At 71.9% G+C, this 24,638-nt stretch carries 21 protein-coding genes and 1 pseudogene; 15 read left to right on the forward strand and 7 right to left on the reverse strand.

Features of this window, described 5'->3' with window-relative positions; genetic code table 11:
- Positions 1-131: 131 nt before the first annotated feature.
- From ACH4MY_RS12540 to ACH4MY_RS12550, 3 genes are all read right to left on the reverse strand, one after another.
- Positions 132-755, reverse strand: coding sequence for a 4'-phosphopantetheinyl transferase family protein (locus tag ACH4MY_RS12540; RefSeq protein WP_398001410.1), 624 nt, complete (start codon positions 753-755; stop codon positions 132-134).
- 10 nt (positions 756-765) lie between these two features.
- Positions 766-996 (reverse strand): acyl carrier protein, encoded by a 231-nt coding sequence (locus tag ACH4MY_RS12545; protein ID WP_398001413.1) that lies wholly within the window; start codon positions 994-996, stop codon positions 766-768.
- Between the two features lie 75 nt (positions 997-1,071).
- Positions 1,072-1,929: an aminoacyl--tRNA ligase-related protein gene (locus ACH4MY_RS12550; RefSeq protein ID WP_398001415.1), complete on the reverse strand. Its 858-nt coding sequence runs from the start codon at positions 1,927-1,929 to the stop codon at positions 1,072-1,074.
- Positions 1,930-2,422: 493 nt separating this feature from the next.
- On the opposite strand from ACH4MY_RS12550, the gene ACH4MY_RS12555 reads away from it, so the two are divergent.
- The 7 genes from ACH4MY_RS12555 to ACH4MY_RS12585 all read left to right on the forward strand — a co-directional run bounded on the left by ACH4MY_RS12555 (position 2,423) and on the right by ACH4MY_RS12585 (position 9,678).
- The gene (locus tag ACH4MY_RS12555) at positions 2,423-3,508 is read left to right on the forward strand and encodes a phytanoyl-CoA dioxygenase family protein (RefSeq protein ID WP_398001418.1); all 1,086 of its coding nucleotides are present in this window, start codon (positions 2,423-2,425) and stop codon (positions 3,506-3,508) included.
- A complete protein-coding gene (locus ACH4MY_RS12560) occupies positions 3,490-4,833 on the forward strand; it encodes a DUF6271 family protein (RefSeq protein ID WP_398001421.1) in 1,344 nt (447 codons plus the stop codon). Before ACH4MY_RS12555 ends, ACH4MY_RS12560 begins: the two co-directional genes overlap by 19 nt.
- On the forward strand, positions 4,830-6,590 hold the full coding sequence (locus tag ACH4MY_RS12565) for a condensation domain-containing protein (RefSeq protein ID WP_398001424.1): 1,761 nt from the start codon (positions 4,830-4,832) through the stop codon (positions 6,588-6,590). Before ACH4MY_RS12560 ends, ACH4MY_RS12565 begins: the two co-directional genes overlap by 4 nt.
- Position 6,591: 1 nt before the next feature.
- Entirely contained in the window at positions 6,592-7,833 is a 1,242-nt protein-coding gene (locus ACH4MY_RS12570) for an MFS transporter (RefSeq protein WP_398001427.1), read from the forward strand.
- 255 nt (positions 7,834-8,088) lie between these two features.
- Entirely contained in the window at positions 8,089-9,042 is a 954-nt protein-coding gene (locus tag ACH4MY_RS12575; protein WP_398001429.1) for an NmrA/HSCARG family protein, read from the forward strand.
- Positions 9,043-9,089: 47 nt separating this feature from the next.
- Positions 9,090-9,440: a hypothetical protein gene (locus ACH4MY_RS12580; protein WP_398001431.1), complete on the forward strand. Its 351-nt coding sequence runs from the start codon at positions 9,090-9,092 to the stop codon at positions 9,438-9,440.
- Positions 9,441-9,489: 49 nt separating this feature from the next.
- Entirely contained in the window at positions 9,490-9,678 is a 189-nt protein-coding gene (locus tag ACH4MY_RS12585; protein ID WP_398001434.1) for a CsbD family protein, read from the forward strand.
- Between the two features lie 172 nt (positions 9,679-9,850).
- Here the strand turns inward: ACH4MY_RS12585 and ACH4MY_RS12590 are convergent, their stop codons facing one another.
- Entirely contained in the window at positions 9,851-11,374 is a 1,524-nt protein-coding gene (locus tag ACH4MY_RS12590; RefSeq protein ID WP_398001437.1) for a long-chain fatty acid--CoA ligase, read from the reverse strand.
- A 27-nt stretch (positions 11,375-11,401) separates the two neighbouring features.
- Complete coding sequence (locus tag ACH4MY_RS12595) at positions 11,402-12,034, reverse strand: TauD/TfdA family dioxygenase (protein WP_398001684.1); 633 nt, start codon at positions 12,032-12,034, stop codon at positions 11,402-11,404.
- A 713-nt stretch (positions 12,035-12,747) separates the two neighbouring features.
- Here ACH4MY_RS12595 and ACH4MY_RS12600 point away from each other — a divergent pair.
- The 8 genes from ACH4MY_RS12600 to ACH4MY_RS12635 all read left to right on the forward strand — a co-directional run bounded on the left by ACH4MY_RS12600 (position 12,748) and on the right by ACH4MY_RS12635 (position 23,408).
- Positions 12,748-13,773, forward strand: a complete 1,026-nt coding sequence (locus ACH4MY_RS12600; RefSeq protein WP_398001439.1) for an AraC family transcriptional regulator ligand-binding domain-containing protein — start codon at positions 12,748-12,750, stop codon at positions 13,771-13,773.
- Between the two features lie 326 nt (positions 13,774-14,099).
- The gene (locus ACH4MY_RS12605) at positions 14,100-15,158 is read left to right on the forward strand and encodes a 3-keto-5-aminohexanoate cleavage protein (RefSeq protein ID WP_398001442.1); all 1,059 of its coding nucleotides are present in this window, start codon (positions 14,100-14,102) and stop codon (positions 15,156-15,158) included.
- Between the two features lie 100 nt (positions 15,159-15,258).
- Positions 15,259-16,233: a quinone oxidoreductase family protein gene (locus ACH4MY_RS12610; RefSeq protein WP_398001445.1), complete on the forward strand. Its 975-nt coding sequence runs from the start codon at positions 15,259-15,261 to the stop codon at positions 16,231-16,233.
- 42 nt (positions 16,234-16,275) lie between these two features.
- Positions 16,276-17,193 (forward strand): TauD/TfdA dioxygenase family protein, encoded by a 918-nt coding sequence (locus ACH4MY_RS12615; protein ID WP_398001447.1) that lies wholly within the window; start codon positions 16,276-16,278, stop codon positions 17,191-17,193.
- A gap of 110 nt (positions 17,194-17,303) precedes the next feature.
- Positions 17,304-18,740, forward strand: a complete 1,437-nt coding sequence (locus ACH4MY_RS12620; RefSeq protein ID WP_398001449.1) for an MFS transporter — start codon at positions 17,304-17,306, stop codon at positions 18,738-18,740.
- Entirely contained in the window at positions 18,737-19,345 is a 609-nt protein-coding gene (locus tag ACH4MY_RS12625; RefSeq protein WP_398001452.1) for an RBBP9/YdeN family alpha/beta hydrolase, read from the forward strand. Before ACH4MY_RS12620 ends, ACH4MY_RS12625 begins: the two co-directional genes overlap by 4 nt.
- Positions 19,346-19,640: 295 nt before the next feature.
- On the forward strand, positions 19,641-23,015 hold the full coding sequence (locus ACH4MY_RS12630) for a pyruvate carboxylase (RefSeq protein WP_398001687.1): 3,375 nt from the start codon (positions 19,641-19,643) through the stop codon (positions 23,013-23,015).
- 90 nt (positions 23,016-23,105) lie between these two features.
- On the forward strand, positions 23,106-23,408 hold the full coding sequence (locus tag ACH4MY_RS12635; RefSeq protein WP_398001454.1) for a hypothetical protein: 303 nt from the start codon (positions 23,106-23,108) through the stop codon (positions 23,406-23,408).
- Positions 23,409-23,745: 337 nt separating this feature from the next.
- Here ACH4MY_RS12635 and ACH4MY_RS12640 read toward each other — a convergent pair.
- Both ACH4MY_RS12640 and ACH4MY_RS12645 read right to left on the reverse strand, forming a co-directional pair.
- A pseudogene (locus tag ACH4MY_RS12640) lies at positions 23,746-23,833 on the reverse strand.
- 35 nt (positions 23,834-23,868) lie between these two features.
- On the reverse strand, positions 23,869-24,630 hold the full coding sequence (locus ACH4MY_RS12645) for a hypothetical protein (protein ID WP_398001457.1): 762 nt from the start codon (positions 24,628-24,630) through the stop codon (positions 23,869-23,871).
- Positions 24,631-24,638 lie beyond the last annotated feature (8 nt).

Raw genomic sequence — 24,638 nt, forward strand, 5'->3', positions numbered from 1 at the left:
GGAGGGGCTCGCTGGGGTAGGGGCCCGTCCCCGCTGTTCCATGCCGCCGGTCCTGCCGGGGTCTACCGCGTGCCGCACCGCCGGTCCGACCGGGGGTCCACCGCGTGCCGCACCGCCGGTCCGGCCGGGGTCTACCGCGTGTCGCCGGAGACGGTGAAGAGCGTCGTCGGGCTCGTACCGGCCACCGCCGCGACGGCGGCCCGGTCGTGGTCCGTCCACTCCAGCAGGTGGAGGTCGTCCCGGCCCGCCTTGAGTCGGGCCTCCCTGCGGACCCAGAGGCGGAGCAGTGCGGGGCCGGGGTCCGGCAGGGCGGCGGCCTCGTCGAGATCCGCCTCGGGCAGCAGCCGGCGCAGGACGCGCAAGGGGCCGGGGCGGCGCGTCGAGGGCTCGACGTCGATGCCGACCGCGCCCGGGCCGACGGCCGCAGCGACCAGGCCGTCGGCGTGGCTCAGGCTGACGCCGACCCCGGGCCGGCCGCGCAGGTAGGGACGCCCGTGGCCGTGCCGGCCGCAGTCGGGGCACAGCTGGTCAGGGGCCGATTCGGCCGGTGTCAGTCCCGTGAAGCGGGCGACGCACAGCCGGACGAGGAGCCGCGAAGCCACCACGTCGTCGCGGCGGCTCGGCAGCCGGATGCCCGCGAGGCGGCGCCGTTCCCAGGGTGCGAGCAGCCCCTCGTGCAGCTCCGGACGGGCCAGGACCTCACGGGTGGTCGCCACCACGGCCAGGGCCGTGTCCCGGCCCGGACTGGCGGTCATCGGGGGACGGTCACCCGGCGGCGCTCAGGAAGCGCTCCCGCACGCGTCCGAGCGTGCGGAAGTCATCGATGGTGACCTCCTGGAGGTCGATGCTCGTACCGGAGAGCTCTTCCAGGAGGTCGATGAACTCCAGGAAGTCCATCGAGTCGATGAGACGCGCCTCGATGAGGTCCTCGTCGGTGTCGATCGGGCCGTCGAGGCCGGGGTTCTTCTCGTGAAGCCACGCGGCGATGCGTTCCATGGGAAGGGGTCGCTCCTTGCTGCTGTTGCGGGGGTACGTGGGGCTCCGGGGCCCGGCGGCGTTCGACGACAGGACCTAGAGGGCGGCTTCGCCGAGCCGGTCCAGGGCCTGCTCCGGGCTGCCGTGGGTGAGGATCATCGCGTGGACCCAGCGCTCGACGCCGAAGGCGACGCAGGCGCTGTACGCCGGTCCCTCCGAGCCCGCGCGGATGTCCAGCCGCTCCCCGAAGAAGTTGCGGTGTCGGTTGACGGAGGCGATGGCCGTGCCGTCGGGCGCGCTGAACTCGTGCTTGACGGGGTCGAGGGCCATCAGCTTGGCCCGGGAGCCGCCCTTGTCGTAGAACGGGTCGTCGGCCACGGCCCTGGTGAGCTCCAGACCGAGGCGCGCGGCCGCCTCCTGGATGAACTCGGCGCCGTGTGCGAGGTGTTCGACGGCGCCCTGCTTGGTGCCGAGGTACAGGACCTCACGCATGTGGAAGCCCCAGAGGCGGCGCAGCCCGTCGTAGTGGGTCTCGTTGCGGAAGCAGCGACCGGCGGCGGAGAGCCGCAGGCCGTCCTCGCCGACGTCCCGGCCCTCCAGGGAGAGCAGCAGTCCGTAGCAGGTGGCGGACGGCAGCAGATAGCCGGTCGGCCGGAGCGGCAGTTCTCCCGGTGTCTCACCGGCCGCGAGGCCGTCGAGCGCGTCCGGGGCGAACCGCCCGGCGGAGACGCCGAGATGGGGGAAGTTGCGGAAGAAGTCGAGCCGTGCCAGGCCCTCCACGGACAGCAGCGGCGGTCCGACGACCTCGGGTGCGGAGAGCCGTGCGGCCAGTCCGGTGAGGAGGTCGTCGAGGCCGTGCAGGAGCGCGGTGCGGACCGGGTCCAGTGTGATCAGGCCCGCACCTGGGCTCTTCAGGCCGCCGTCCGGCAGGACCGTGGTGCTGGGTGTGCTCATGGAAACCGCTCCCTCTGGGCGTGGTCGAACAGTCAGGGGTGTCGGTCGGATGGGCGGAAGGAATGCACTGCCGCGTCGGCTGATGTGCCATCAGGGACCGGACTCCGCAGGGGGACACTAGGCGAGTAGCGACCCTGTTGTCTAGACCAAAGCCGCCGGGCCGGGAGCCCCTCCCGGCCGTCGTGCGCACCCCCGGGCCGGAACAACTCCGCATATTGAGATGACACTTGACAGCGGCTATGGTCTAAACCAATCGTTGTGCATGACGTGGCCGCCGCACCGCGCCACGGCGCAGCCGTCCGTCCCTGCCGCCCGTCCGCGCAGTCCGTCCCGCCGTCCGTCCATGCCGTGTGCCACCGGCCCCGCGCCGAGGGTCGCGCCGTGCTGTCCCCCGGCCGAGGAGAAGCCCCGAAGGGTTCCCCGCGGTCCCGGCGCCCCGCGCCGGCCGCCGAGCCGAACCGTCTCCCCCGACTCCCGCCCTGGAGGGACCACCATGACGACACCCGCCCCGCATCGATCCCGTCGCCCGCATCTCCACCGGGCGTCCTCGGACCTGCCGTACTTCAGCGCGGACGGCGAGTCCTATCTGGCGCAGACCACCCTGCGCGAGCTGAAGAAGTCCCGGCCGTTGCGCGTGCTGTCCGAGGAGGACTTCGCCCACTGGCAGACGTACGGCTATGTGATCGTCCGCGAGGCGATCCCGGCGGAGGCCGCGAAGCGTCTGCTCGACTTCACCTGGGACTTCCAGGGCCTCGACCCGGACCGGCCGGACAGCTGGTACGAGGACCGGCCGTTCCGTTCCGAACTGGACCAGCAGCTGCACGTCTACGGCTTCGTGGAGGCGTACCACCACCAGCTCCTCTGGGACAACCGCCAGGCCCGGCGCGTCTACGACGCCTTCGTGGACGTGTGGGACTGCGAGGAACTGTGGGTCACCCAGGACCGGCTCAACCTCAACCCGCCCAATGTCGGAAACCGTGACCGCGCCCTCATCGAGCCCACCGACCGCGGCTTCGACATCGATCTGCACTGGGACATCGACACCACGCTCGGCGTCCCTCCGCAGCGGGTGCAGGGGATCATCGCGCTCAACGAGACCCGGCCGGAGTCCGGCGGCTTCCAGTGCGACCCGGAGCTGTTCCGGCGGTTCGAGGAGTGGAAGGTCGGCCAGCCGGCCGGCCGGGACCCCCTCCGCCCCGCCGTGGACCGCACGGAGTACCCCGTCGTACGCCCCGATCTGCACCCCGGTGATCTGCTGATCTGGAACGGCCTGCTCGCCCACGGTGTGGCGCGCAACGTCTCCCGGGACCAGGTCCGCGCGGTCCAGTACCTGTCGATGATGCCGGCGCTGGAGGAGCACGAGCGGCTGCGGCGGTCCCGCGTCGACGCCTGGCGGCACCTGCGGACCCCGCGCTGGAACCGGACCCTCGTCGGCGACCCCGTCCTGCACGAGTCCAAGCGATACCCCACGGCCGCCCTGAACGAACTCGGCAGCCGCCTGCTCGGGCTCACCTCCTGGAAGGACGCGGGCAAGACCGGGACCGAGGGCGGGGAGCCGGCGTGCGCCGTGTCTGCCTGACCCTTCCCACCAACCGGGCCTGCGCCGCGACCATCCGGGCCGTCGCCGAGGAAGCCGCCCACGGCGCCCGTCACTTCGGCGCCGAGGTACGTCTCCTCGTCCTGGACTCCTCCGACGCCCCCGCGCTCGCCGAGCACCGGGAGGCGGTGGCCGCGCTGCCCGCCGTCCCCGGTGTGATCGCGCACCACCTCGACGAGGACGAGCAGCGGACCTTCCTCCGGGAGGTGATCGCCCGGTCCGGCGTCGCCGCTCCCGACCGGATGCTCGACCTGATGCTGCCGGACCGCGTCTCCTACGGGGCCTGCACCAACCGCGCCTTCCTCATCGCGGAGGCCCTGGGCTGTACGTCGGTCCACCGCCGTGACTCGGACAGCCGCTACCAGTACCTGGACGGCGAGCCTGTCTTCCCGCTCCACGAGGAGCTCACCTCACTGGGACGGCGGGCCGCCGACGCGGCCGGTCTGGTGTCCCGGAGCAGACTCGACCCCGCGTGCGCGGACCGGCCGGTGGCCCTGGTCGGCGGCTCGTTCGTCGGCGAGATGTCCGTGGACGTCGAGGAGATCCGCCGGCTCGACCCCGCCGTGTACGAGGACGTCGTCGGTCTGTCGGTCCCCGCCGACTACCCGGAGATCTGGCGCAGGAACCTCATCGCGGAGTCCTTCCGCGGCGCGGGGACCACCCCGTACACCGGCGACCGTTCCACGCTCATGAGCGTCAGCCCGATGCGTGTGGACATGTGCAACATCGCCCTCGACCGCGAGGTGTACGCGCGGGTGCCGCTTCCGCCCGCCACCGACACCATCGGCAGCGACTACTTCCTCCTCCATCTGATCCAGGACGCCCGGCTGCCGGGGGTGCTGCACAACCGGCACATCGTCAATTTCCATACGGGTGAACGCCGTTCCGACGCCGGGTTCCTCGCCTATCAGCTCCGGTTCGCCAAGTTCCTCCTCGCCGCACCGCACCTCACCTCCGTGTACACCGCGATGAAGGAGGCCGGTGACGCGCTGCTCGACGACGAGGGCCACGTCCGCGCCGACACCGTCGCAGGGTTCGCCAGGGACAGCACGCACGGCAGCCGCGTGGACCGGGCCGAGAACGCCGGCCGGCTGGACGTCCTCATCCGCTCGTACCGCGCCCTGGGCGGCCGCTGGGCCACGGCGGCGGACGTCCTCGCCTCCCTCCGCGAACGACTCCTCGACGAGGCCCGTCAGGACATGGAGGAGTTCGCCCTCCTGACCGACACGTGGGAGGCCCTGACCCGCGCGAGCCGGTCGCACCGTCACCCCGATCCGCTTCGAGAGTCCCTGAAAGGCACCGCATGAGCGGCCACCGTCCCCCGAGGAGCTCCCGCACCCTCACCGTCGCGTACGCGGGCGGTGAGGAGCGCCGGGGCCCCGTCACGATGGGGCAGGCCAACATGATCCGCTGCATGCTGCGGGACGAGCCCGAGCACATCAACATCCACGATGTGTGGCCGGTCCCCGAGGGCACCCGGACGGAGTCGGCGATCGACGCGCTGCGCGCGCTCGCCGTACGCCACGAGGCGCTGCGTACGACCTTTCCGCATGCCCCGGGGGTCGCACCCCGCGAGCAAGTGGTGGCGTCCGAGGGTACGTTCACGGTCACCTTCGTCGACCACGACGAACTCCCCGGCGAACTTCCCGGAGAACTCGAGTCCCACGCCGAGTCGTTGGCCCGCGAGGCCCGCTCCGAACGCTTCCATCTGGACCGGGACTTCCCGCTCCGCGTCTCCCTCGTCGCCGTGGCGGGCACGCCCGTCTTCGTCGCCATGGCGGCGAGCCACGCCGTGACCGACGTCGGCGCCCTCGCGGTCCTGAAGGAGGAATGGCTGGGTCTGCTGGCCGGGGGGACACTGCCGCCCCTCGACTCCCTCACCCCGCTCGACCTCGCCGCCCAGGAGTCGACCCCGGCGGGACTCCGCAAGTCCGAGGCGTCGCTGCGGTACTGGGAGCGGATCATCCGCGGCGGACCGCAGGCCATGTTCGCGGAGCCGGGCGCCGAGGGCACCGAGGTGCGGGTGCCGCGGCTCACCCTCCGGTCGCGGCGGGGCGCGCGGGCCCTGGCGCTCGTGGCCGAGCGCACGGGCGGCCTGCCGTCCACCGTGCTGCTGACCGCGTGGTGCGCGCTCGTCGCCCACCGCACGGCGCAGACCGCGTGTGTCGCCGCCGTCCCCACCTCCAACCGGTACCACTCCCGGCTCGCCCGCTCCGTGAACACGCTGTCCCAGGACGCGCTGCTCTCCCTCGACGTCCAGGTGCCGACCTTCGACGCCCTGCTCAAGAAGTCCTGGGGAGGGGCGCTCGACGCCTACCGGCACAGCCAGTTCGACGCGGTCCGCCTCTGGGAGATGATCGGGCGGGCGACCTTCGAGCGCGGCAGCCAGTTCGCGCGTGACGTCGTCTTCAACGACGTGAGCACGCTCCCCTCCGCCGTCGTCCCGGGCGCCTCCGCCCGGCCGGAGGACACCGCAGGGCCGGACCTGGAGCTGAGCTGGGGTCCCGACCAGGTGCTGCCGACCCGTGTCCTGACCTTCGTCTACGCGACCGAGCCGCTGATCCACCTCGCTCTGTGGGCGGATCCCGCGCTGTTCGACAAGGACGAGGCGGAGGGCTTCCTCACCGGTCTGGTACGGCTCCTGGAGGCGGCCGCCACGGACGACGTACCGCTGTCGTCGCTCACCGGGGTGACGGGAGTCCGTCCGGTGGAGCGGGGTCCGCGGTGGTGCCGGGTGGACGGGTCGTGGACGTCGCCGCCGCTGGTGGCGGAGACCTTGAGCGAGGTCCTGGGGGGCCTGCCCGTCCACGTCACCGTGGAGGCCTCGTACGCGTACATGCCGCCGGAGAGGGCCCTGACGGCGTACATCGCCGCCGGCGACACCCCCCTCGCACCGGCGGAGGCCCACACGGCACTGATGGACGCGCTCCCCGGCCGCCCCGGCGTACTGGCACCGCGCCGGTACGTGATCGTCCAGGACCCGCCGGCGGAGGCGGACCGGAGCAGCGCCTGGCTCCGGCAGCAGATTCTCAGGGAAGGGACCGGCCGGGACCGGCGGATGTGACATGACGATGGATGAGGTAACCGAGCGGCGGGAGCAGGACGCTCCGCCCAGCCCGTGGCGGTCGAGTCGCTTCCGGCTGTTCTTCACGGCCCGCAGCACGTCGCTGCTCGCCGACGGCATGCTGATGGTGTCGCTCACGACCGCCGTACTCGGGGCGGGCTACGGGGCGAGCGGTGTGGGATACGCGCTGGCCGCGTGGATGGCGCCGATCGTCCTGCTGGTGCTGTTCGGCGGAGTGCTCGCCGACCGGTTCACCCCGCAGGTGATGATGGTCGGCGCCGACGTGGTGCGCATGGTGGCCATGCTCGCGCTCGCGGTGCTGCTGATCGCCACGGACATACGGCTCTGGCACATCATGGCGCTGCTGGCGCTCAGCGGAGCGGCGACCGCGATGTTCCAGCCGGGTCTCGCGAGCCTGGTCCCCCAGGTCGCCGAGGACATCCAGCGGGCCAACGCGCTGCTGCGCGTCTCCGAGGCGATCTGCACCCTGCTCGGTCCCGGCGTGGCGGGTCTCCTGGTGGCCTACTGGGACGTGGCGGGTTCGTTCGTGGTCATCGCCGCGGCGTACGCGCTCAGCGCACTGGGCCTCGCGCCGTTGCGCGGGCTCGGCACGGCCCGGGACGAGAGCGACGACCCGATGTGGCACCGGCTGGCCACGGGGTGGCACGAGTTCCGGTCCCGTTCCTGGCTGTGGGGGGTCATCGCCGTGTGGGCGGTGTACGGCCTCTTCGTCTTCGGCCCGGCGCTCCCGCTGGGCGCGGCGCTCCTCACCCAGCAGCACGGGGCCGGCGGATACGGCTGGATCGCCTCGGCCGACGGCGCCGGAACGATCGTCGGCGGTCTGCTCGGCATGCGGGTCCGGCCACGACGGCCGCTCGTCGCGGGCGCCTGCGCGATGTTCTTCTTCACCCTCAATCCGCTGGCGCCCGCGCTCGGCTGGTCCTTCACCGCGACGGCGCTCACCGGGGTCGTGGCGGGCTGCGGGTTCGCGTTCTGGGGAGTCATGTGGGCGACGAGCGTGCAGTCCCACATCCCGCTGGCGGTCCTGAGCCGCGTGTCGGCCTATGACGTGGCCGGCTCCATCATGGTGATCCCCCTGGGCCGAGCCCTGGCAGGCCCCGCGGCGGACGCCTACGGCGCGGACCGGGTGCTGCTGTTCTCGTCGGTGATGGGCATCGCGCTCATCGGCGTCATGCTCTGCATTCCGGCGATCCGCGCGCTGGGCCGCTCCCCGAAGGTCTGACCGGCGGCGGCCGCCGCCGTCCCCCTGCGGCGGTCAGCGACTCCTGCCGAAACAGGGGGACGGGACGGGGCACCCGCGGCGGTCGGGGAGGGATCACTCACCCGTACCGCCTCCGGGGTCGAGCGGTAGTCTGGTGGGGGTCGGCTTCCGAGCCCGCGCCGCGGCAGTAGCGTGCCGCGGCTGTTCGCGGGAACACGCGGAGGAGGACTCCCGGGTTCCACGGGTGCACCACGCAGCTGTGAGGCGGATCCAGACATGACCGCGAAGAAGATCATCACGGTGATCGGCGCGACAGGCCGGCAGGGCGGCGGCCTCGCGCGAGCCGTCCTGGCCGACCGTGACGGAGCATTCTCGGTCCGTGCCGTCACGAGACACCCCGACGGGGAGCCGGCCGCGGAACTGAAGCGGCTGGGCGCCGAGGTCGTGCGGGCCGACATGGACGACCCGGAGAGCCTCGGACCGGCGTTCGAGCACGCGTACGGCGCGTTCCTGGTCACGAACTTCTGGGAGCACATGTCGGCGGAGCGGGAGAAGAACCAGGCCGCTGCCCTGGCACGGGCCGCATCGCACGCGGGTGTGCAGCACGCGATCTGGTCGACGCTCGAGGACACCCGTGAGTGCGTTCCGCTCGACGACGAGCGGATGCCGACGCTCCAGGAGCACTACAAGGTGCCGCACTTCGACGGCAAGGCGGAGGCGGACCACTACTTCCTCGACGAAGGCGTGCCGACGACGTTCCTCCGGACCACCTTCTTCTGGGAGAACCTGCTCGGTTCGTTCGCCCCGCAGCGCGGCCCGGACGGCGCGCTGCGGCTCACGTTCCCGATGGGCGGGGCCAGGCTCGCCGGGATCGCGGCGGACGACGTGGGCAGGACGGCACTGGCCGTCTTCGAACGCGGTACGGACCTCATCGCCGCGACGGTGAGCATCGCCGGCGAGCACCTCGAGGTCGCCGCCATGGCCGCGGCTCTCACCGGCGCGCTCGGCGAACCGGTGCGCTACCGGCCCCTCACTCCGGACGAATGGCGTGCGCAGGGATTCCCGGGCGCGGACGAGTCGGGGAACATGTTCCAGTACTACACGGACTGCGAGCAGCGTTTCACCGAGTCCCGGGACATCGACGCCGTCCGGGGCCTCAACCCCGCCCTCCAGGACTTCGCCACCTGGCTCGCGGGACACCAGGAACGTCTGCGCACGACCTGGACGTGACCGGTGACGACGTGACCGGTGACCGGACCGCTCGACGGGAGCTCGTCATGCACGATCCCAAGCTCACCCACCAGGAACGCATGCTGCTCGAAGGCATCGAGGAGGGCCTCAGGAGCGACGAGTCCCTCGATCGCACACTGCGAACCCTCGGAAAGCCTCGCGCGGGGACCGGCGCGGGAGGCCGATGGGACGTGTCTCCGCGGCACCGCCTCGGCTGGTGCACCGCGCTTCTCGGCACGGCCTCCGTGGCCCTGTTCCTCCTCGCCGGCGCCTCCTCGTCCTCGGCGCCGCTCTGGGGCTTCGCCGCGGTGTGGGTGGTCACGGTGGTGTGCCTGACGACGTTCGTACGGTCCGCGGTGCGGCGCCGAAGGGAGCGGAGGCGCGCACCGGAGCAGTGAGCGTGCACGGGGCACCGGCCCGAAGACCCCACACGAGAGGAACCCGGTCATGCGCAAGAGCACGGTGCAGAAGGGCAGGGGCAAGGTCAAGGAAGCCGTCGGCAAGGCGACCGGAGACGCGGGCCTGGAGCGGCAGGGGAAGGCCGACCAGATGGCGGCCAAGGCCCGCGAGGCGATGGAGAAGGTGCACGAGAGCGCGCGGAAGGCGCGTGACGAGATCAAGCGACGCCTCTCCTAGCAGACCAGGGACACCCGGATAGGGGTCCGGAACACCCGGAACCCACTCCGGAGCGAGCCCGTCGGCGGCAGCCCGACGGGCATACGGGCGCGCGCCGGAGCGCCTCGGCGCCGTACGTCGGCCTCGGCCTCGGCCTCGCACTGACCGTCGGCCTCACGCCGGCCCCTGGGCCTCACTCTTCACTCTCGGCCTCACCGAATCGGTCGCTCGTCGGGACGACGATCTCGCGCTTGAGGATCTTCCCGGTGGGGCCCTTGGGGAGTCCGTCCGCGAAGGTGACGATCCGCGGGTACTTGTACGCCGCCACCCGCTCCCCGACGAAGGCCCGGATCTCCTCGGCCGTCGCGTCCGCGCCCTCGCGCGGGACGATCACCGCCGCGATCTCCTCCCCGTGCACCTCGTGCGGCACGCCGACCACCGCCGCCTCGGCCACGGCGGGGTGCTCGTACAGGACTTCCTCGACCTCCCGCGGGTACACGTTGTAGCCCCCTCGGATGATCAGGTCCTTCTTGCGGTCCACGACGAAGTAGAAGCCCTCCTCGTCGACGCGGGCCAGGTCGCCGGTGTGGAACCATCCGTCGCGCACCGCCTCCGCGGTCGCCTCGGGGCGGTTGACGTAGCCCTTCATCACGTTCTCCCCGCGGATCGCGATCTCGCCGACCTCGCCCGGGCCCGCCGCGGAGCCGTCATCGGCGACGAGCCTCATCTCGACCCCGCGGATCGGCACCCCGATGGAGCCGGCCTTGCGCGGGCGGTCGGGGTGGTTGAAGGAGGCCACCGGCGATGTCTCGGAGAGTCCGTAGCCCTCCAGCACCGGGGCGCCGAAGCGCCGCTCGAATCCGTGCAGCACCTCGACGGGTATCGCGGCACCGCCGGAGACGGCGAGGCGCAGCCGGGAGCCGTCGAAGCCGTCGGGCAGCTCGGCCTGGAGCAGTGCCGAGTACATCGTGGGGACGCCGAGGAACACGGTGACCCCGTCACGGTGGACGACCTCCAACGCCCGCCGCGGATCGAACCGCGGCAGCAGGGTCAGCGTCGCCCCCGCGGCCACGGACGCGTTGAGCGCACAGGTCTGCCCGAACGCGTGGAACAGCGGCAGTCCGCCGAACAGGACGTCGTCGGGGCCGACCTGGATCAGCGTCTCGGCGGTGGTGGTCGTGTTCGAGACCAGGTTGCCGTGCGTCAGCTCGGCTCCCTTGGGTGTGCCGGTGGTGCCCGAGGTGTAGAGGATCAGCGCCGGGTCCCCGTCCTCACGGTCGACTACGCCGGGCAGCGGTTCGACGGCCGTGAGCAGCTCGCGGAACGCCGAGGGCTCCGTCACCAGACACTCGGTGCCCAGCTCGGCGGCGGCCTTCGCGACCTCCTCCGCGAACAGCGGGAACGCCACGGCGACGCGGGCCCCGGAGTCACGCAGGACGTATGCCACCTCACGGGCCTTGAGCAGGGGGTTCAACGGCACGACCACGCCCCCGGCCCGCAGCGTCCCGTAGTAGACGACGGGGAACAGGGGCACGTTCGGCATGGTCATCGCCACACGGTCGCCCGGCCGCACCCCGCGGTCGCGCAGCACCGCGGCGAACCGGGCACTCGCGTCGTCCAGCTCGGCGTAGGTCAGGGCGGTGTCGTCGTGGCGTACGGCGACCCGGTCGCGGCGGGCCGCCGCGGAGTTCACCAGAAAGGCGGCGAGGTTGGTCATGGCGGCAGTCTCCTTCGTCTGTTCGTCTCAGCCGTCGCCGCGGTGCGGGCGACGGTCGCGGCATCCGCCGCCCGGGGGGCCGGGGCGCAGGCTCCGGGGCCGGACGACGTCGAGCGGGGTGATCCCACGGCGTGTCTCCGTGGCGCGTGGACCACGGGCGGCCGTGTCCGGCGCACCGGTGTCCCGGTGCCGGGCCAGCCACAGTCGCAGCAGGTGGCGCCCCGGTTCGGACGCGTCGAGGTCCTCGGCCTCCGAGCGGGCGTGCATGACGGCGTGGTTGTCGACGAGTAGCAGATCGCCGGCTTCGAGGGAGAGGTCCAGCCGGAGACGGGAGGACCCGGCCAGGGCGTCGACCAGGGCGTACAGCTCCGTGTCCGCCGCTTCCAACGGGGGTACGCCGACGAGGCTCCGCGCGGCCTCCAGCCGGTCGCGGTCGTAGCGCATGCCGAGTTCCGCGCCGTGCCCGGTCACGAGGGGGGCGGCCAGATACGGGCGTTCGCCGGGTGCCCGCGCGTCACGTCGGTCGAAGAAGTGGGTGCGGTACAGGCACTCAACGAGGTCGGGCCTGCGGTCCGCCAGGGCCTCGTGGACGGCGGCCGAACTGACGAGGGAGGTGCGTCCTCCCGGGCGGCCCGGCGCGAGGCAGAGCGGGCCGAGCAGATCCGACTCCTGATGTGGAACGGGGCCCCCGCCCGGGAGCGGGGGCCCGGCACCCCGGAGCCGTCCGCGGAACCCGGCGTGTGCCGGACGTGGCGGAGCGTGTGGCCGTCCACGTCCTGGGGCACGGGCCGCCCGAGGTACTGGCCGATGCCCCGGAGGACCGTACCGGCGTCCCGGTCGCCGAGCTCACCGACCGGGACGCCCTTGACCAGGACGAACCCCCGGCCGGTCGCCAGCTCTCCGGCCGCCTCGGCCAGCTCACCGGCGAGCGTGGGGAGCGGGAAGTCCTCGGCGGTCATCCTCAGCAGCGTGGTGGCGCGTCTGCGCGCTGTCCGCAGCGCCGCCCTCAGCTCACCGGTCTGCCGGGCCGAGAGCCGCAGGACCCACTCCTCGCTCCCGGCCAGGTCCGGGCCGTGCCAGACCGCCGGGCTGTCCCGGACGGCCGGGCCGTACCGGACCGCCGGGGCCACGAAAGGCCTGCGCGAGATGTCCCTCGCATCCTCGATGTCGGGCATGTTCGCCTCCGTGTCATGACGAGCCGCGAGCCGGTCCGCGTCCCGGGACCGGCGGCCGTCCCCGGGCGCGTCCGGGCGGCTCCGCACGCCCCTCGTCGGGACCGCGTTGAGGGGATGCTAGGACGGGCTCACTCCGGATGCTTGACGTGCCGGGACGAGAAACTTAACTTCTGGGGACCGAACACCTGGAGCACGCCGATGAGGCCCCTTGTCCGCACCGCAGCGCTGAACGGTTACGTCGAGCTGAGCCGCTCCCTCGGCGTCGACCCGCGCGCGCTGATGAAGCGCGTGGGCCTGGACACCGCGGACCTCGCCGTCCAGGACCGGTGGATCTCCGGCCCGGCCGCCGTCCGTCTCCTGGAGCTCTCCGCGGCCGCCTCGCACCACGCCGACTTCGGCCTGCGCATGGCAGAGCTGCGCCGCTTCTCCAACCTGGGCCCCATCAGCCTGGTCGTCCGCGAGGAACCCGACGTACGCAGCGCGCTGACCCTGCTGCTGCGCCACGAGCACATGTACAACGAGCTCCTGCACACGCGCCTGTCCGTGGGGAACGGCCTGGCCACCCTCAAGGTGGACCTCCGGCTCGGTGACACGGCGCCGGCCCGGCAGGCGACGGAGCTGATCGTGGCCGCCTACACCCGCATTCTGCGAGGGTTCCTCGACCCGCGGTGGCAGCCCCTCTCCGTGTGGTTCGCCCACAGCGCTCCGGCGGACTCGGCCAGGCACCGCAGCATGTTCGGCACCGGGCTCGAGTTCGACCGCGAGTTCAACGGCGTCGTCTTCTACGCCGACGACCTCGACGCCCCCAACGCCATGGCGGACCCGCAGCTGCGCAACTACGCCCGGCAGTACTTCGACGCCATCGGCGCCGCGCCCAGGGACACCTCGGTGGCGGACCGGGTGCGCGAACTCATCGAGGCGCTGCTGCCCACCGGCCGATGCTCCGTCGAGCAGGTCGCCCGCAGCCTCGGCGTCGACCGCCGCACCGTCCACCGGCATCTGGCCCACTCGGGAGAGACGTTCTCCTCGCTGCTCAACGCCACACGGGCGCGGCTCGCGGAGCAGTTCGTGGCCAGTCCCCGCCGCTCCCTGACGGAGATCTCCGACCTCCTGGGCTTCTCGTCCCTGAGCGCCTTTTCTCGGTGGTTCCACGAGCAGTTCGGGTGCAGCCCGAGGCAGTGGCGCAAGGAGAACGGCCAGGAGCGGCACCCGGGCCTGGGCTGACGCCCATGGCGGCACGAAAGACACGGACGGCGCCTCGGCCGCCGGTCGCTCCTGTCCCCAAATGACAAGTCACCCGTCACCACGGGTCAAGCGGCCGCGCCCACCCGCCCCTACGTTGGCTGCACCGCTCACGGCGGTAGGCCGCCGGAGGTGAGACGGGCCGTTCCCCCGACAGCCCGCTCCCCTCCGGCCCGGCCGGGCACGACCGGGCCCGCGCGCCCGCTGCTCTCCCCCACCCGCCGCCGGCACCCGCCGTCCAGGAGATGCGACTCCCCGGACGCCGACGGCCCCGGCCGGTGGTCACCCGTACACGAAGGAGAAGGACCGTGCACTTTCACGACGACTCGCTCTTCCCCGAGAACCAGGAGAGGCTCGTCATCCAGGCCGCCCCGTACGGGCCCGAATGGCTGCCCGGCGACGCCGACGACCTGCCCCTGACCATGGACGAGCACGTCCAGGCGGCCGTCGACTGCTACAACGCCGGTGCCACGGTGCTCCACATCCATGTGCGCGAGCTCGACGGCAAGGGCTCCAAGCGGATGTCCATGTTCAACGAGCTGATGGGCCGGCTGCGCGAGGCGGTTCCGGACATGGTCCTGCAGATCGGCGGCTCGATCTCCTTCGCCCCCGAGGGCGAGGGCGGCGACGCCAAGTGGCTCTCCTACGACACCAGGCACCTCCTGGCCGACCTCACGCCGGCGCCGGACCAGGTGACCATCGCGATCAACACCAGCCAGATGAACATCGTCGAGATCATGACCGACGACGACCTGGAGGGCACCTCGATCGCCAAGCCCGAGTACTACCGGGCCTACCGCGACATGGTCGTGGAGGCAGGACCCGAGTTCTACCTCGAACACCTCAAGCGTCTGCACGCGAACGGAATCCAGCCGCACTTCCAACTGGCCACCATGGCCCAGCTGGAGACCGTCGAGCGACTGATCCGCACCGGCGTCCACACCGGCCCCCTGGTCCTCAACTACGTGGCGATCGGCGGCGGTTTCGCCGGGCGGCACCCCTCCGACCTGATCGAGTTCATCCGCCGTGTACCGGACGGCGCGGTCCTCACCGTCGAGAGCTCCATGCGCGCCGTGGCGCCGATGAACGCGATCGCCATCGCGCTCGGTGTGCACGTCCGCGTGGGCAACGAGGACAACCTGTGGCGGCGCAAGGGCGAGCGGATGTCCTCCGTCGAGCAGGTCGAGCAGATGGTCCGGATCGCGAACACCCTCGGCCGCGACATCGCGACCGGCCCCGAGGCCAAGAGGATCTACAGGATCGGCGAGTACTACCGCGACGCCGACGAGACCGTCGACCGCCTCGGCATGGTGCCGAACCGCCGGCCCGGGCAGCGCGGTTTCATGCTGCGCGACCTCACGAGCTGACCGGGTCGCCCGGCCACCGGGCCACCCGCCACCCGTCCACCCGGCCACCCGCCACCCGCCACCGCACACCCGCCCGCACACGAGCAATCGGAGCAATCCTGTGGCCCACGCCGTCCGCTTCTACGAAACCGGTGGACCCGATGTCCTGACCTGGGAAAAGGTCCCGGTCGGCGACCCCGGGCCGGGCGAGGTGCGCATCCGGCACATCGCCGTCGGTCTCAACTTCGCCGACACGTACTTCCGTACGGGTCTCTACCCGGTCCGGCTGCCCGACGGCATCGGCGTCGAGGGCTCCGGAGTGGTCGAGGCCGTCGGCGAGGGCGTCACCCACGTCGCCGAGGGCGACCGGGTCACGTACACCGGCAGCCCGCTGGGGGCGTACAGCACGGAGCGGGTCATGCCCGCCTCGCACCTCATCAGGCTGCCGGACGAGATCGGCTTCGAGACCGCCGCCGCCATGACCATGCGCGGCCTCACCTCGGCGTATCTGCTGCGCCGTATCCACCCGTTGAAGGCCGGTGACACCGTACTGCTCCACGCGGCGGCGGGCGGTGTCGGTCTGATCGTCAGCCAGTGGGCCAGGCTCCTCGGCATCACCGTGATCGGCACGGTGTCCAGCGAGGCGAAGGCCGAGATCGCCCGCGCGCACGGCTGCGAGCACATCATCCACTACCGGCGCGAGGACGTGGCCGAGCGGGTGCGCGAACTGACCGACGGCGCAGGCGTGCCGGTCGTCCTCGACAGTGTCGGCAAGGACACCTTCGCCGGCTCGCTGGCCTCGCTCTCGCGCCGGGGACTCCTGGTCTGCTTCGGCACGGCCTCCGGTCCGGTGCCGCCGATCGACGCCATGCAACTGGCCGTGAACGGCTCGCTCTTCGTCACCCGTCCGGCACTCGCCGACTACATCGCCGAACCGGCGGAGCGCGACGCGCTGGCCGGCGAGCTGTTCGGTCACGTCGCCTCCGGGCGCATCTCGATCGAGATCAATCAGCGCTACTCCCTCGACGGCGCCGCGCAGGCACACCGCGATCTGGAGGCCGGGCGGACCACGGGATCCTCCGTCTTCGCCCTCTGAGGACACCGCGCCACCACCCCACCCAGCCCAGGAGTGAGCACCATGCCCGAAACCCTCCGACCGAAGGAACACACTCCGGCCCTGGTTCGCCCGGACGTGCTCCGCACCTCCCTCGGCGTCGAGCCGCTGACCTGCTCCATCGGCGCAGAGCTCTCCGGCGTGAGCCTCGCCGACGCCGCCCGCGACGACGGCCTGTTCGCCGAGATCAAGAGCCTGCTGCTGCGGTACAAGGTGCTGTTCCTGCGCGACCAGGACATCACGCGCGCCGACCACGTCGCCTTCGCCGAACGCTTCGGACCGCTGGAGGACCACCCGGTCGTCGGCGGCGACCCGGAGCACCCGGGCCTGGTCCGTATCTACAAGGACCTCGACAGCGCTCCCGAGCACTACGAGAACGCGCTCCACACCGACGGCACATGGCGCGAGAACCCGTCCATGGGAGCCGTACTGCGCTGTGTCGAGACGCCCCCCGTGGGCGGCGACACCATCTGGATCAACATGGTCGAGGCCCACCGCCGTCTCCCGGAGCACGTCAAGGCACAGATCCGGGACCTGCGGGCCCGGCACAGCATCGAGGCGAGCTTCGGCGCGGTCATGCCCGCGGAACAGCGTCGCGCGCTGGCGGCCCGGTTCCCGGACGCGGAGCACCCGGTGGTACGCACCCACCCGGAGACCGGCGAGGAGATCCTCTTCGTCAACGCCTTCACGACCCATTTCGTCAACTACCACACACCCGCCAACGTCCGCTTCGGCCAGGACTACGCGCCGGGCGCCGGCCGGCTCCTGAACTACCTGATCAGCCAGGCGGCGGTGCCCGAGTACCAGGTCCGCTGGCGCTGGCGGAGGAACAGCGTCGCCATCTGGGACAACCGCTCCACCCAGCACTACGCCGTCCAGGACTACTGGCCCGCAGTCCGCAGGATGGAGCGCGCCGGAATCGTCGGCGACAGGACCTTCTGACCCTGCTTCTTCCGTCAACAGCAGTCGAGGTGATGACAATGGGGTTTCTCACCACTGCGGCACCTGCCACCGAGAGAACCGGTAGCGGTACCGGTTCCTCGGAATGGCCCGTGCCCCGGCGCTACGCCTGGGTGGTCTTCGCACTGAGTTTCGCACTCCTGCTCTCGGACTACATGTCCCGGCAGGTGCTCAACGCCGTCTTCCCGATGCTGAAGGCCGACTGGCTGCTCTCGGACGCCCGGCTGGGGTCCCTCAGCGGCATCGTGGCGCTGATGGTCGGTCTGCTCACCTTCCCCCTCTCGCTGCTGGCCGACCGGTGGGGCAGGGTGAGGTCGCTCGTCGTCGCCGCGACGATGTGGAGCCTGGCGACCCTGGGCTGCGCGGTCGCGGCGAGCTACGGCCAGATGTTCGCCGGCCGGCTCTTCGTCGGCATCGGTGAGGCCGCCTACGGCAGCGTGGGCATCGCCGTGGTCCTCAGCGTCTTCCCGCACGCCCTGCGGGCGACGCTCTCGGGGGCCTTCATCGCCGGCGGGGCGTTCGGCTCGGTCCTCGGCATATCCATCGGCGGCGCCGTGGCCCAGGCGTACGGCTGGCGCTCGGCGTTCGCCGTGATGGGTGTCTTCGGCCTGGTGCTCTCCGGTGTCTACGCCGTCGTGGTCACGGAGAAACGGCTGGCTCCTCGGACGGACCCGTCCGACGACCGGGCGACCGGCGTCGGCGTCGGCTCCGGCCCTGGCCCCGGCCCCGGCCCCGGCTCCGGCTCCGGCTCCGGCTCCGGCTCCGGCTCCGGCTCCGGCTCCGGCGGCAACGAGCGGCTCCGCGTGCTCCTGCCGCGGCTGTTCTCCTCCGTCTCGGTGGTCAGTGCCTATGTCGGCAGCGGCCTCCAGCTGTTCATCGCCGGCGCCCTGATCGCCTGGCTGCCCAGTTACTTCGACCGCTACTACGAGATGCCGACCGCGAAGGCCGGCGCCACCTCGGGGCTCTTCGCCCTGATGATCGGGATCGGCATGATCGCCGGCGGAATCGCCTCGGACCGGTTCAGCCGGCGCGACCCCCTCCGCACGTGGTCCGTCGCCATCTGCTGCAGCGTGGGCTCCCTCGTCCTGCTGACGACCGCGTTCCGTCTGCCCGCCGGCCCGGTGCAACTGCTGACGCTGGCCCTGGGAGCCCTGCTGTGCGCCGGTACGGCCGGTCCCGGTGCCGCCATGGTGGCGAATCTGACCCCCGCGGCCATCGCCGCCACGGCGTTCGCCACGCTCACGCTGGCCCAGAGCCTGCTCGGACTGGCGCCCGGTCCCGCCGTCACCGGCATGCTCGCGGACCGGTTCGGTCTGCTCGGTGCGCTCCGGCTCGTCCCGCTCGTGGCGATCGCGGCCACGGCGGCCTTCCTGATCGGCCGCCGCCGGTACGCACAGGACCTCCACCGCCTCACCGCGCCCGCCGCGGCGGCCGGGACCGGGACCGGGACCGGGACCGGGACCGGGACCGGGACCGGGACCGGGACCGGGACCGGGACCGGGACCGGGACATCGGAGACGACCTCATGACGGGGACCACCGTGCCGACGATCGTGATCGTCCCCGGCCTGCGGGACCATGTCGAGGACCACTGGCAGACCGTTCTGGCCCGGCGGCTCGGCGACGCGGGCCGCACCGTCCACACGGTTCCCCCGCTGGGACGCGACCGGCTCAGCCGTGACGCCCAGGTCGCCAACCTGGCCGAGGTGATGGCGCGGGTCACCGGGCCGGTGACCATCGTCGCCCACAGCGCCGGCGTCATGACCACGGTGCAGTGGGCCCGGCGGTACGACGCGGACGTCCGGGGCGCCCTGCTGGTCGCGCCCCCGGACTTCGGGACGCCGCTGCCGGACGGCTACCCCACCCCCGAGGAGCTGGCGGCGCAGGGCTGGACACCGGTACCCCGGGGACCGCTGCCCTTCCCCAGCATCGTCGCGGCCGGTTCGGACGATCCGCTGGGATCTCCGGAACGCGTCGCCGGACTCGCGCGGGACTGGCGGAGCCTCCTGGTGGATCTCGGCCCCGTAGGACATGTCAACCCCGCCTCCGGACACGGTCCGTGGCCTCAGGCCGAGGAACTCGTCGCGGCCCTCGAACACGGCCGGCACCGCAGCGCACCGCGGCCCCCGTCCTAGTCCGCGGCGCTCCCGCCCACGCCCCGGCCCCGGAACGGCCGGGGCGTGGCGGCTCCGGCCCCGGCACCCGCCGGAGCCGCTCCGGGCCGACCGCCCTCCCCGGACCGGCGCGTACAAACAGCGGCGCGGCGATGATCCATGTCACTGTCGTGGGACCTTCAGAAGGCCACGGCGCACCCCTTAGCGTTGCCGAAACGAGCCGGGCGCGACGCGGGCGAGTGCCGCTCCGGGCACGACCCCCGCGGGGAGGTGTCGGCAACCCGTTGCTCATCACCGGCAAGGTGAAGGGATCATGATGTTCCGCAAGGTACTGGTGGCCAATCGCGGTGAGATCGCGATTCGCGCGTTCCGCGCCGGCTATGAACTGGGGGCGCGCACGGTCGCCGTGTTCCCCCACGAGGACCGCAACTCTCTGCACCGGCTGAAGGCCGACGAGGCGTACGAGATCGGTGAGGCCGGCCATCCCGTACGGGCCTATCTCTCCGTGGAGGAGATCATCCGGGCGGCCCGCCTGGCCGGGGCCGACGCCGTCTACCCGGGTTACGGATTCCTCTCCGAGAACCCGGGACTGGCGCACGCCTGCGAGGAGGCGGGCATCACCTTCGTGGGCCCGAGCACCCAGACCCTGGAGCTGACCGGGAACAAGGCGCGTGCCGTGGCCGCCGCCCGCGAGGCGGGCGTACCCGTGCTCGGTTCCTCGGCGCCCTCCACCGATGTGGACGAGCTGGTGGCGGCCGCCGAGGGCATCGGCTTCCCGGTGTTCGTCAAGGCCGTCGCGGGCGGCGGCGGTCGCGGCATGCGGCGGGTCGAGGACCCGGCGACACTGCGCGAGTCCATCGAGGCGGCGGCCCGGGAGGCCGAGTCCGCCTTCGGCGACGCGACCGTCTTCCTGGAGAAGGCCGTCGTCGACCCGCGCCACATCGAGGTGCAGATCCTCGCCGACGGCGAGGGCAACGTCATCCATCTGTTCGAGCGCGACTGCTCGTTGCAGCGGCGCCACCAGAAGGTCATCGAACTCGCGCCCGCCCCGAACCTCGACCCGGTGGTGCGGCAGCGCATCTGCGACGACGCCGTGAGGTTCGCCCGCCGGATCGGCTACCGCAACGCGGGCACCGTGGAGTTCCTCCTCGACCGCGAGGGCAACCACGTCTTCATCGAGATGAATCCGCGCATCCAGGTCGAGCACACGGTGACCGAGGAGGTCACCGACATCGATCTGGTGCAGTCGCAGCTGCGCATCGCCGCCGGCGAGACCCTTGCCGACCTCGGCCTGACACAGGAGTCCGTCGTTCTGCGCGGTGCCGCCCTGCAGTGCCGGATCACCACCGAGGACCCGGCCAACGGCTTCCGCCCGGACACGGGCATGATCAGCGCGTACCGCTCTCCGGGAGGCTCCGGCATCCGGCTCGACGGCGGCACCACCCACGCCGGTACGGAGGTCAGCGCCCACTTCGACTCGATGCTGGTCAAGCTGACCTGCCGGGGCCGGGACTTCGCGACCGCCGTCGCCCGGGCCCGGCGCGCGGTGGCCGAGTTCCGTATCCGGGGCGTGTCCACGAACATCCCCTTCCTGCAGGCCGTGCTCGACGACCCGGACTTCCGGGCGGGACAGGTCACGACGTCCTTCATCGAGGAGCGGCCCCATCTGCTCACCGCGCGTCACTCCGCCGACCGCGGTACGAAGCTGCTCACGTATCTCGCCGACGTCACCGTGAACAAGCCGCACGGCCCCCGGCCCGAGCTGATCGCCCCGGCCACCAAGCTGCCGGCGCTGTCCCCCGGCGGGCCGGCCGCCGGCTCCCGGCAGAGGCTCCTCGCGCTCGGCCCGGAGGGCTTCGCCCGGAGCCTGCGCGAGTCGCCGACCATCGGTGTCACCGACACCACCTTCCGCGACGCCCACCAGTCGCTGCTCGCCACCCGGGTCCGGACCAAGGATCTGCTGGCCGTCGCCCCCGCGGTGGCGCACAACCTGCCGCAGCTGCTGTCCCTGGAGTGCTGGGGCGGCGCCACCTACGACGTCGCGCTGCGTTTCCTCGCGGAGGACCCGTGGGAGCGCCTCGCCGCCCTGCGCGAGGCGGTGCCGAACATCTGTCTGCAGATGCTGCTGCGGGGCCGCAACACCGTGGGGTACACCCCGTATCCGACCGAGGTGACCGACGCCTTCGTGCAGGAGGCCGCCGCCACCGGCATCGACATCTTCCGTATCTTCGACGCGCTCAACGACGTCGACCAGATGCGCCCCGCCATCGACGCCGTACGGGAGACCGGGACGGCGGTGGCCGAGGTCGCCCTCTGCTACACGTCCGACCTCTCCGACCCCGCGGAGAAGCTGTACACCCTGGACTACTACCTGCGGCTGGCCGAGAGGATCGTCGCCGCGGGGGCCCACGTGCTGGCGGTCAAGGACATGGCGGGGCTGCTGCGGGCCCCCGCCGCCGCCAAGCTGGTCTCCGCGCTGCGCAGGGAGTTCGACCTGCCGGTGCATCTCCACACCCATGACACCGCGGGCGGCCAGCTCGCCACCTATCTCGCGGCGATCCAGGCCGGGGCGGACGCGGTGGACGGCGCGGTGGCCTCCATGGCCGGCACGACCTCGCAGCCCTCGCTGTCGGCGATCGTCGCCGCGACGGACCACTCCGACCGGCCCACCGGCCTCGACCTGCAGGCGGTCGGCGACCTGGAGCCGTACTGGGAGAGCGTCCGCAAGGTCTACGCCCCGTTCGAGGCGGGTCTGGACTCGCCGACCGGGCGCGTGTACCACCACGAGATTCCCGGCGGGCAGCTCTCCAACCTGCGTACCCAGGCCGTCGCGCTCGGCCTCGGCGACCGTTTCGAGGACGTCGAGTCGACGTACGCCGCGGCGGACCGGATGCTGGGCCGGCTGGTGAAGGTCACGCCGTCGTCGAAGGTGGTGGGTGACCTCGCGCTGCACCTCGTGGGCGCCGGGGTGGCGCCCGAGGACTTCGAGGCGGCGCCGAACCGCTTCGACATCCCCGACTCGGTCATCGGCTTCCTGCACGGCGAGCTGGGCACGCCTCCCGGCGGCTGGCCGGAACCGTTCCGCAGCAAGGCGCTGGAGGGCCGTGCCGGCCCCAGGCCGATGCCGGAGTTGACCGCGGAGGACCGCGCCAGCCTGGCCGAGGACCGGCGCGCGACGCTGAACCGGCTGCTCTTCCCCGGCCCGACGAAGGCGTACGAGGCACACCGTCAGGCGTACGGCGACACCAGCGTGCTGGACAGCAAGGACTTCTTCTACGGGCTGCGCCCCGGGAAGGAGTACACCGTCGACTTCGGGCCCGGTGTGCGGCTGCTGATCGAGCTGGAGGCCATCGGCGAGGCCGACGAACGCGGTATGCGCACGGTCCTGTCCACCCTGAACGGCCAACTGCGGCCGATCCAGGTACGCGACAACGCGGCGGCCGCCGATCTCCCGGTGACCGAGAAGGCCGACCGGGGCAACCCCGGCCATGTCGCCGCGCCGTTCGCCGGGGTGGTCACGCTGGCCGTCGCGGAGGGCGACGAGGTCGAGGCCGGTGCGACGGTGGCCACCATCGAGGCGATGAAGATGGAGGCCTCGATCACCGCGCCCAGGGGCGGTCGGGTGTCCCGACTGGCCATCACCAGGATTCAGCAGGTGGAGGGCGGCGACCTCCTCGTCGAGATCGGGTGACGCGCGGGGGTGTCCTGCCGATCACGCCGCGAGGCCGGCCCGATCGGCGGGACACCCTCTGGCTCGTGGGCGGCCGGGGCACCGATTCGGGTGTCCCGGCCGCCGTCCATCGCCATCGCCATCGCCATCGCCATCGCCATCGCCATCGCCATCGCCATCGCCATCGGCATCGGCATCGGCATCGGCATCGGCATCGGCATCGGCATCGGGACCGTGCCCCGGCGGGAGCGGGCGTGCGTTCAGGGTGTGTTCGGCCCCTGGACCAGTCGCCGCAGCAGGCCGAGGAACTGGTCCTCCTTCTGCACCGCGTCCTTCGAGAACTCGTTTCCCGAGGGCGTACGCCGCCGGGTCATGGAGAGGTGGACGGAGTACGGATTCGGCGCACGCGCCTGAGGACGCACCCCCGGCGGCGCCGCGGCATCGGCCACGAGAGGGGCAGGTCCCGGGAAAAGGAGCGGGTCCGAGGGCGTAGCCTGCCCCCGGACCCTGTCGATGCCACTCACATCACACGCCGGCACACTTGAGAACCCGGGTCATTCGTCATTGCGTCGCGTCCTGCCTTTGGACCACCGCCGATCGAGCTCGGCGGACCAGATTCGAACTGGCATCTCGACGCACCAGGGCCCGGGCCCGGTCGATCCGGCGATGAGCGGCGAATGCTGAGTCTGGAGCAATAGTCTGAGATTGACCGCGGTCTGCCTCTGCCAGGTTGGGCCATCCCGGCGGGAAGTGCCGGGAGGAGGACTCGAACCTCCACTGGAACCGCGGATGTCACGACAAGGCTCAGCTTCAGCTTTGCGCTCCTCGCGCACCCCGGCCGTTCTCTGTGGCCGGGGAGTCTGTGGTGTCCCGGCTACCCGAAGAGGTAGCCGAAGACGGCGTCGCCGACCCGCTGGTCGGTGACCTCGGCGCTGTTCGCCTCCTCGCGGGCGAACTTCACCGCCTGCTGGAGCTTCTCCACCCGCTCGAGCAGCTCATTGACCCGCCGGGCCGGCAGCGCGCCGGAGAACTTCACGGTGGTCCAGTAGCCGACCGGCACGTCCTCGTAGTACACCTCGACCTGCGCCGGGTGCTTGTCCGTCGCCTCCGCCTTCACGTGGTTGCGCGGCACCTTCTTCGTACGGACCGTGCGCACGATCTCGGTCTTCCAGGCATCGGTCGACGGGTCCTGCGTCCACGACTCCGCCGCGTCCAGCACCGGAAGCTTGCGCACGAAGGTGTTGATGTCCGTGAGCTGCTTCTCCAGGAACAGGAGGTACGCCACGGGCACCCGCTCCACGAGCACGCGCCCGTCGACCGTCACGTCGGCGCGCGCCTCGCAGTTCGCCCAGTCCTTGGTGGCCGTCACATCGAACAGGCGGGTCAGCGCCCGCGCGGTGTCGCGCAGGACGTCCTCGGCCTTCACCTGCACCAGCGTGGACTCGGGCGGCAGCTGCTCACCCTCCTCGTCCTTCGGCTGGTAGGTGCGGGAGATGCCGGCGAGCAACGCGGGCTTCTGCAGGCCGTGATGAGCTGCCGTCAGGTCATGATGCGCCCGGGACTTGACGCCCTTTTCCACTGCGATGATCTGATTGAGTTTCGTTGCCACGTCGCTGACCCTAGACCGCGAGGGCATGGCTGATC

Source organism: Streptomyces sp. NPDC017246 (assembly GCF_044331325.1).
Classification (GTDB): Bacteria; Actinomycetota; Actinomycetes; order Streptomycetales; family Streptomycetaceae; genus Streptomyces.

Coding starts and splice junctions, on each gene's coding strand:
- ACH4MY_RS12545 (WP_398001413.1), bottom strand. CDS start 996: ATGGAACGCATCGCCGCGTGGCTTCACGAGAAGAACCCCGGCCTCGAC.
- ACH4MY_RS12630 (WP_398001687.1), top strand. CDS start 19,641: ATGTTCCGCAAGGTACTGGTGGCCAATCGCGGTGAGATCGCGATTCGC.
- ACH4MY_RS12615 (WP_398001447.1), top strand. CDS start 16,276: ATGCCCGAAACCCTCCGACCGAAGGAACACACTCCGGCCCTGGTTCGC.
- ACH4MY_RS12565 (WP_398001424.1), top strand. CDS start 4,830: ATGAGCGGCCACCGTCCCCCGAGGAGCTCCCGCACCCTCACCGTCGCG.
- ACH4MY_RS12555 (WP_398001418.1), top strand. CDS start 2,423: ATGACGACACCCGCCCCGCATCGATCCCGTCGCCCGCATCTCCACCGG.
- ACH4MY_RS12550 (WP_398001415.1), bottom strand. CDS start 1,929: ATGAGCACACCCAGCACCACGGTCCTGCCGGACGGCGGCCTGAAGAGC.
- ACH4MY_RS12590 (WP_398001437.1), bottom strand. CDS start 11,374: ATGACCAACCTCGCCGCCTTTCTGGTGAACTCCGCGGCGGCCCGCCGC.
- ACH4MY_RS12570 (WP_398001427.1), top strand. CDS start 6,592: ATGACGATGGATGAGGTAACCGAGCGGCGGGAGCAGGACGCTCCGCCC.
- ACH4MY_RS12585 (WP_398001434.1), top strand. CDS start 9,490: ATGCGCAAGAGCACGGTGCAGAAGGGCAGGGGCAAGGTCAAGGAAGCC.
- ACH4MY_RS12600 (WP_398001439.1), top strand. CDS start 12,748: ATGAGGCCCCTTGTCCGCACCGCAGCGCTGAACGGTTACGTCGAGCTG.
- ACH4MY_RS12580 (WP_398001431.1), top strand. CDS start 9,090: ATGCACGATCCCAAGCTCACCCACCAGGAACGCATGCTGCTCGAAGGC.
- ACH4MY_RS12645 (WP_398001457.1), bottom strand. CDS start 24,630: ATGCCCTCGCGGTCTAGGGTCAGCGACGTGGCAACGAAACTCAATCAG.
- ACH4MY_RS12575 (WP_398001429.1), top strand. CDS start 8,089: ATGACCGCGAAGAAGATCATCACGGTGATCGGCGCGACAGGCCGGCAG.
- ACH4MY_RS12540 (WP_398001410.1), bottom strand. CDS start 755: ATGACCGCCAGTCCGGGCCGGGACACGGCCCTGGCCGTGGTGGCGACC.
- ACH4MY_RS12625 (WP_398001452.1), top strand. CDS start 18,737: ATGACGGGGACCACCGTGCCGACGATCGTGATCGTCCCCGGCCTGCGG.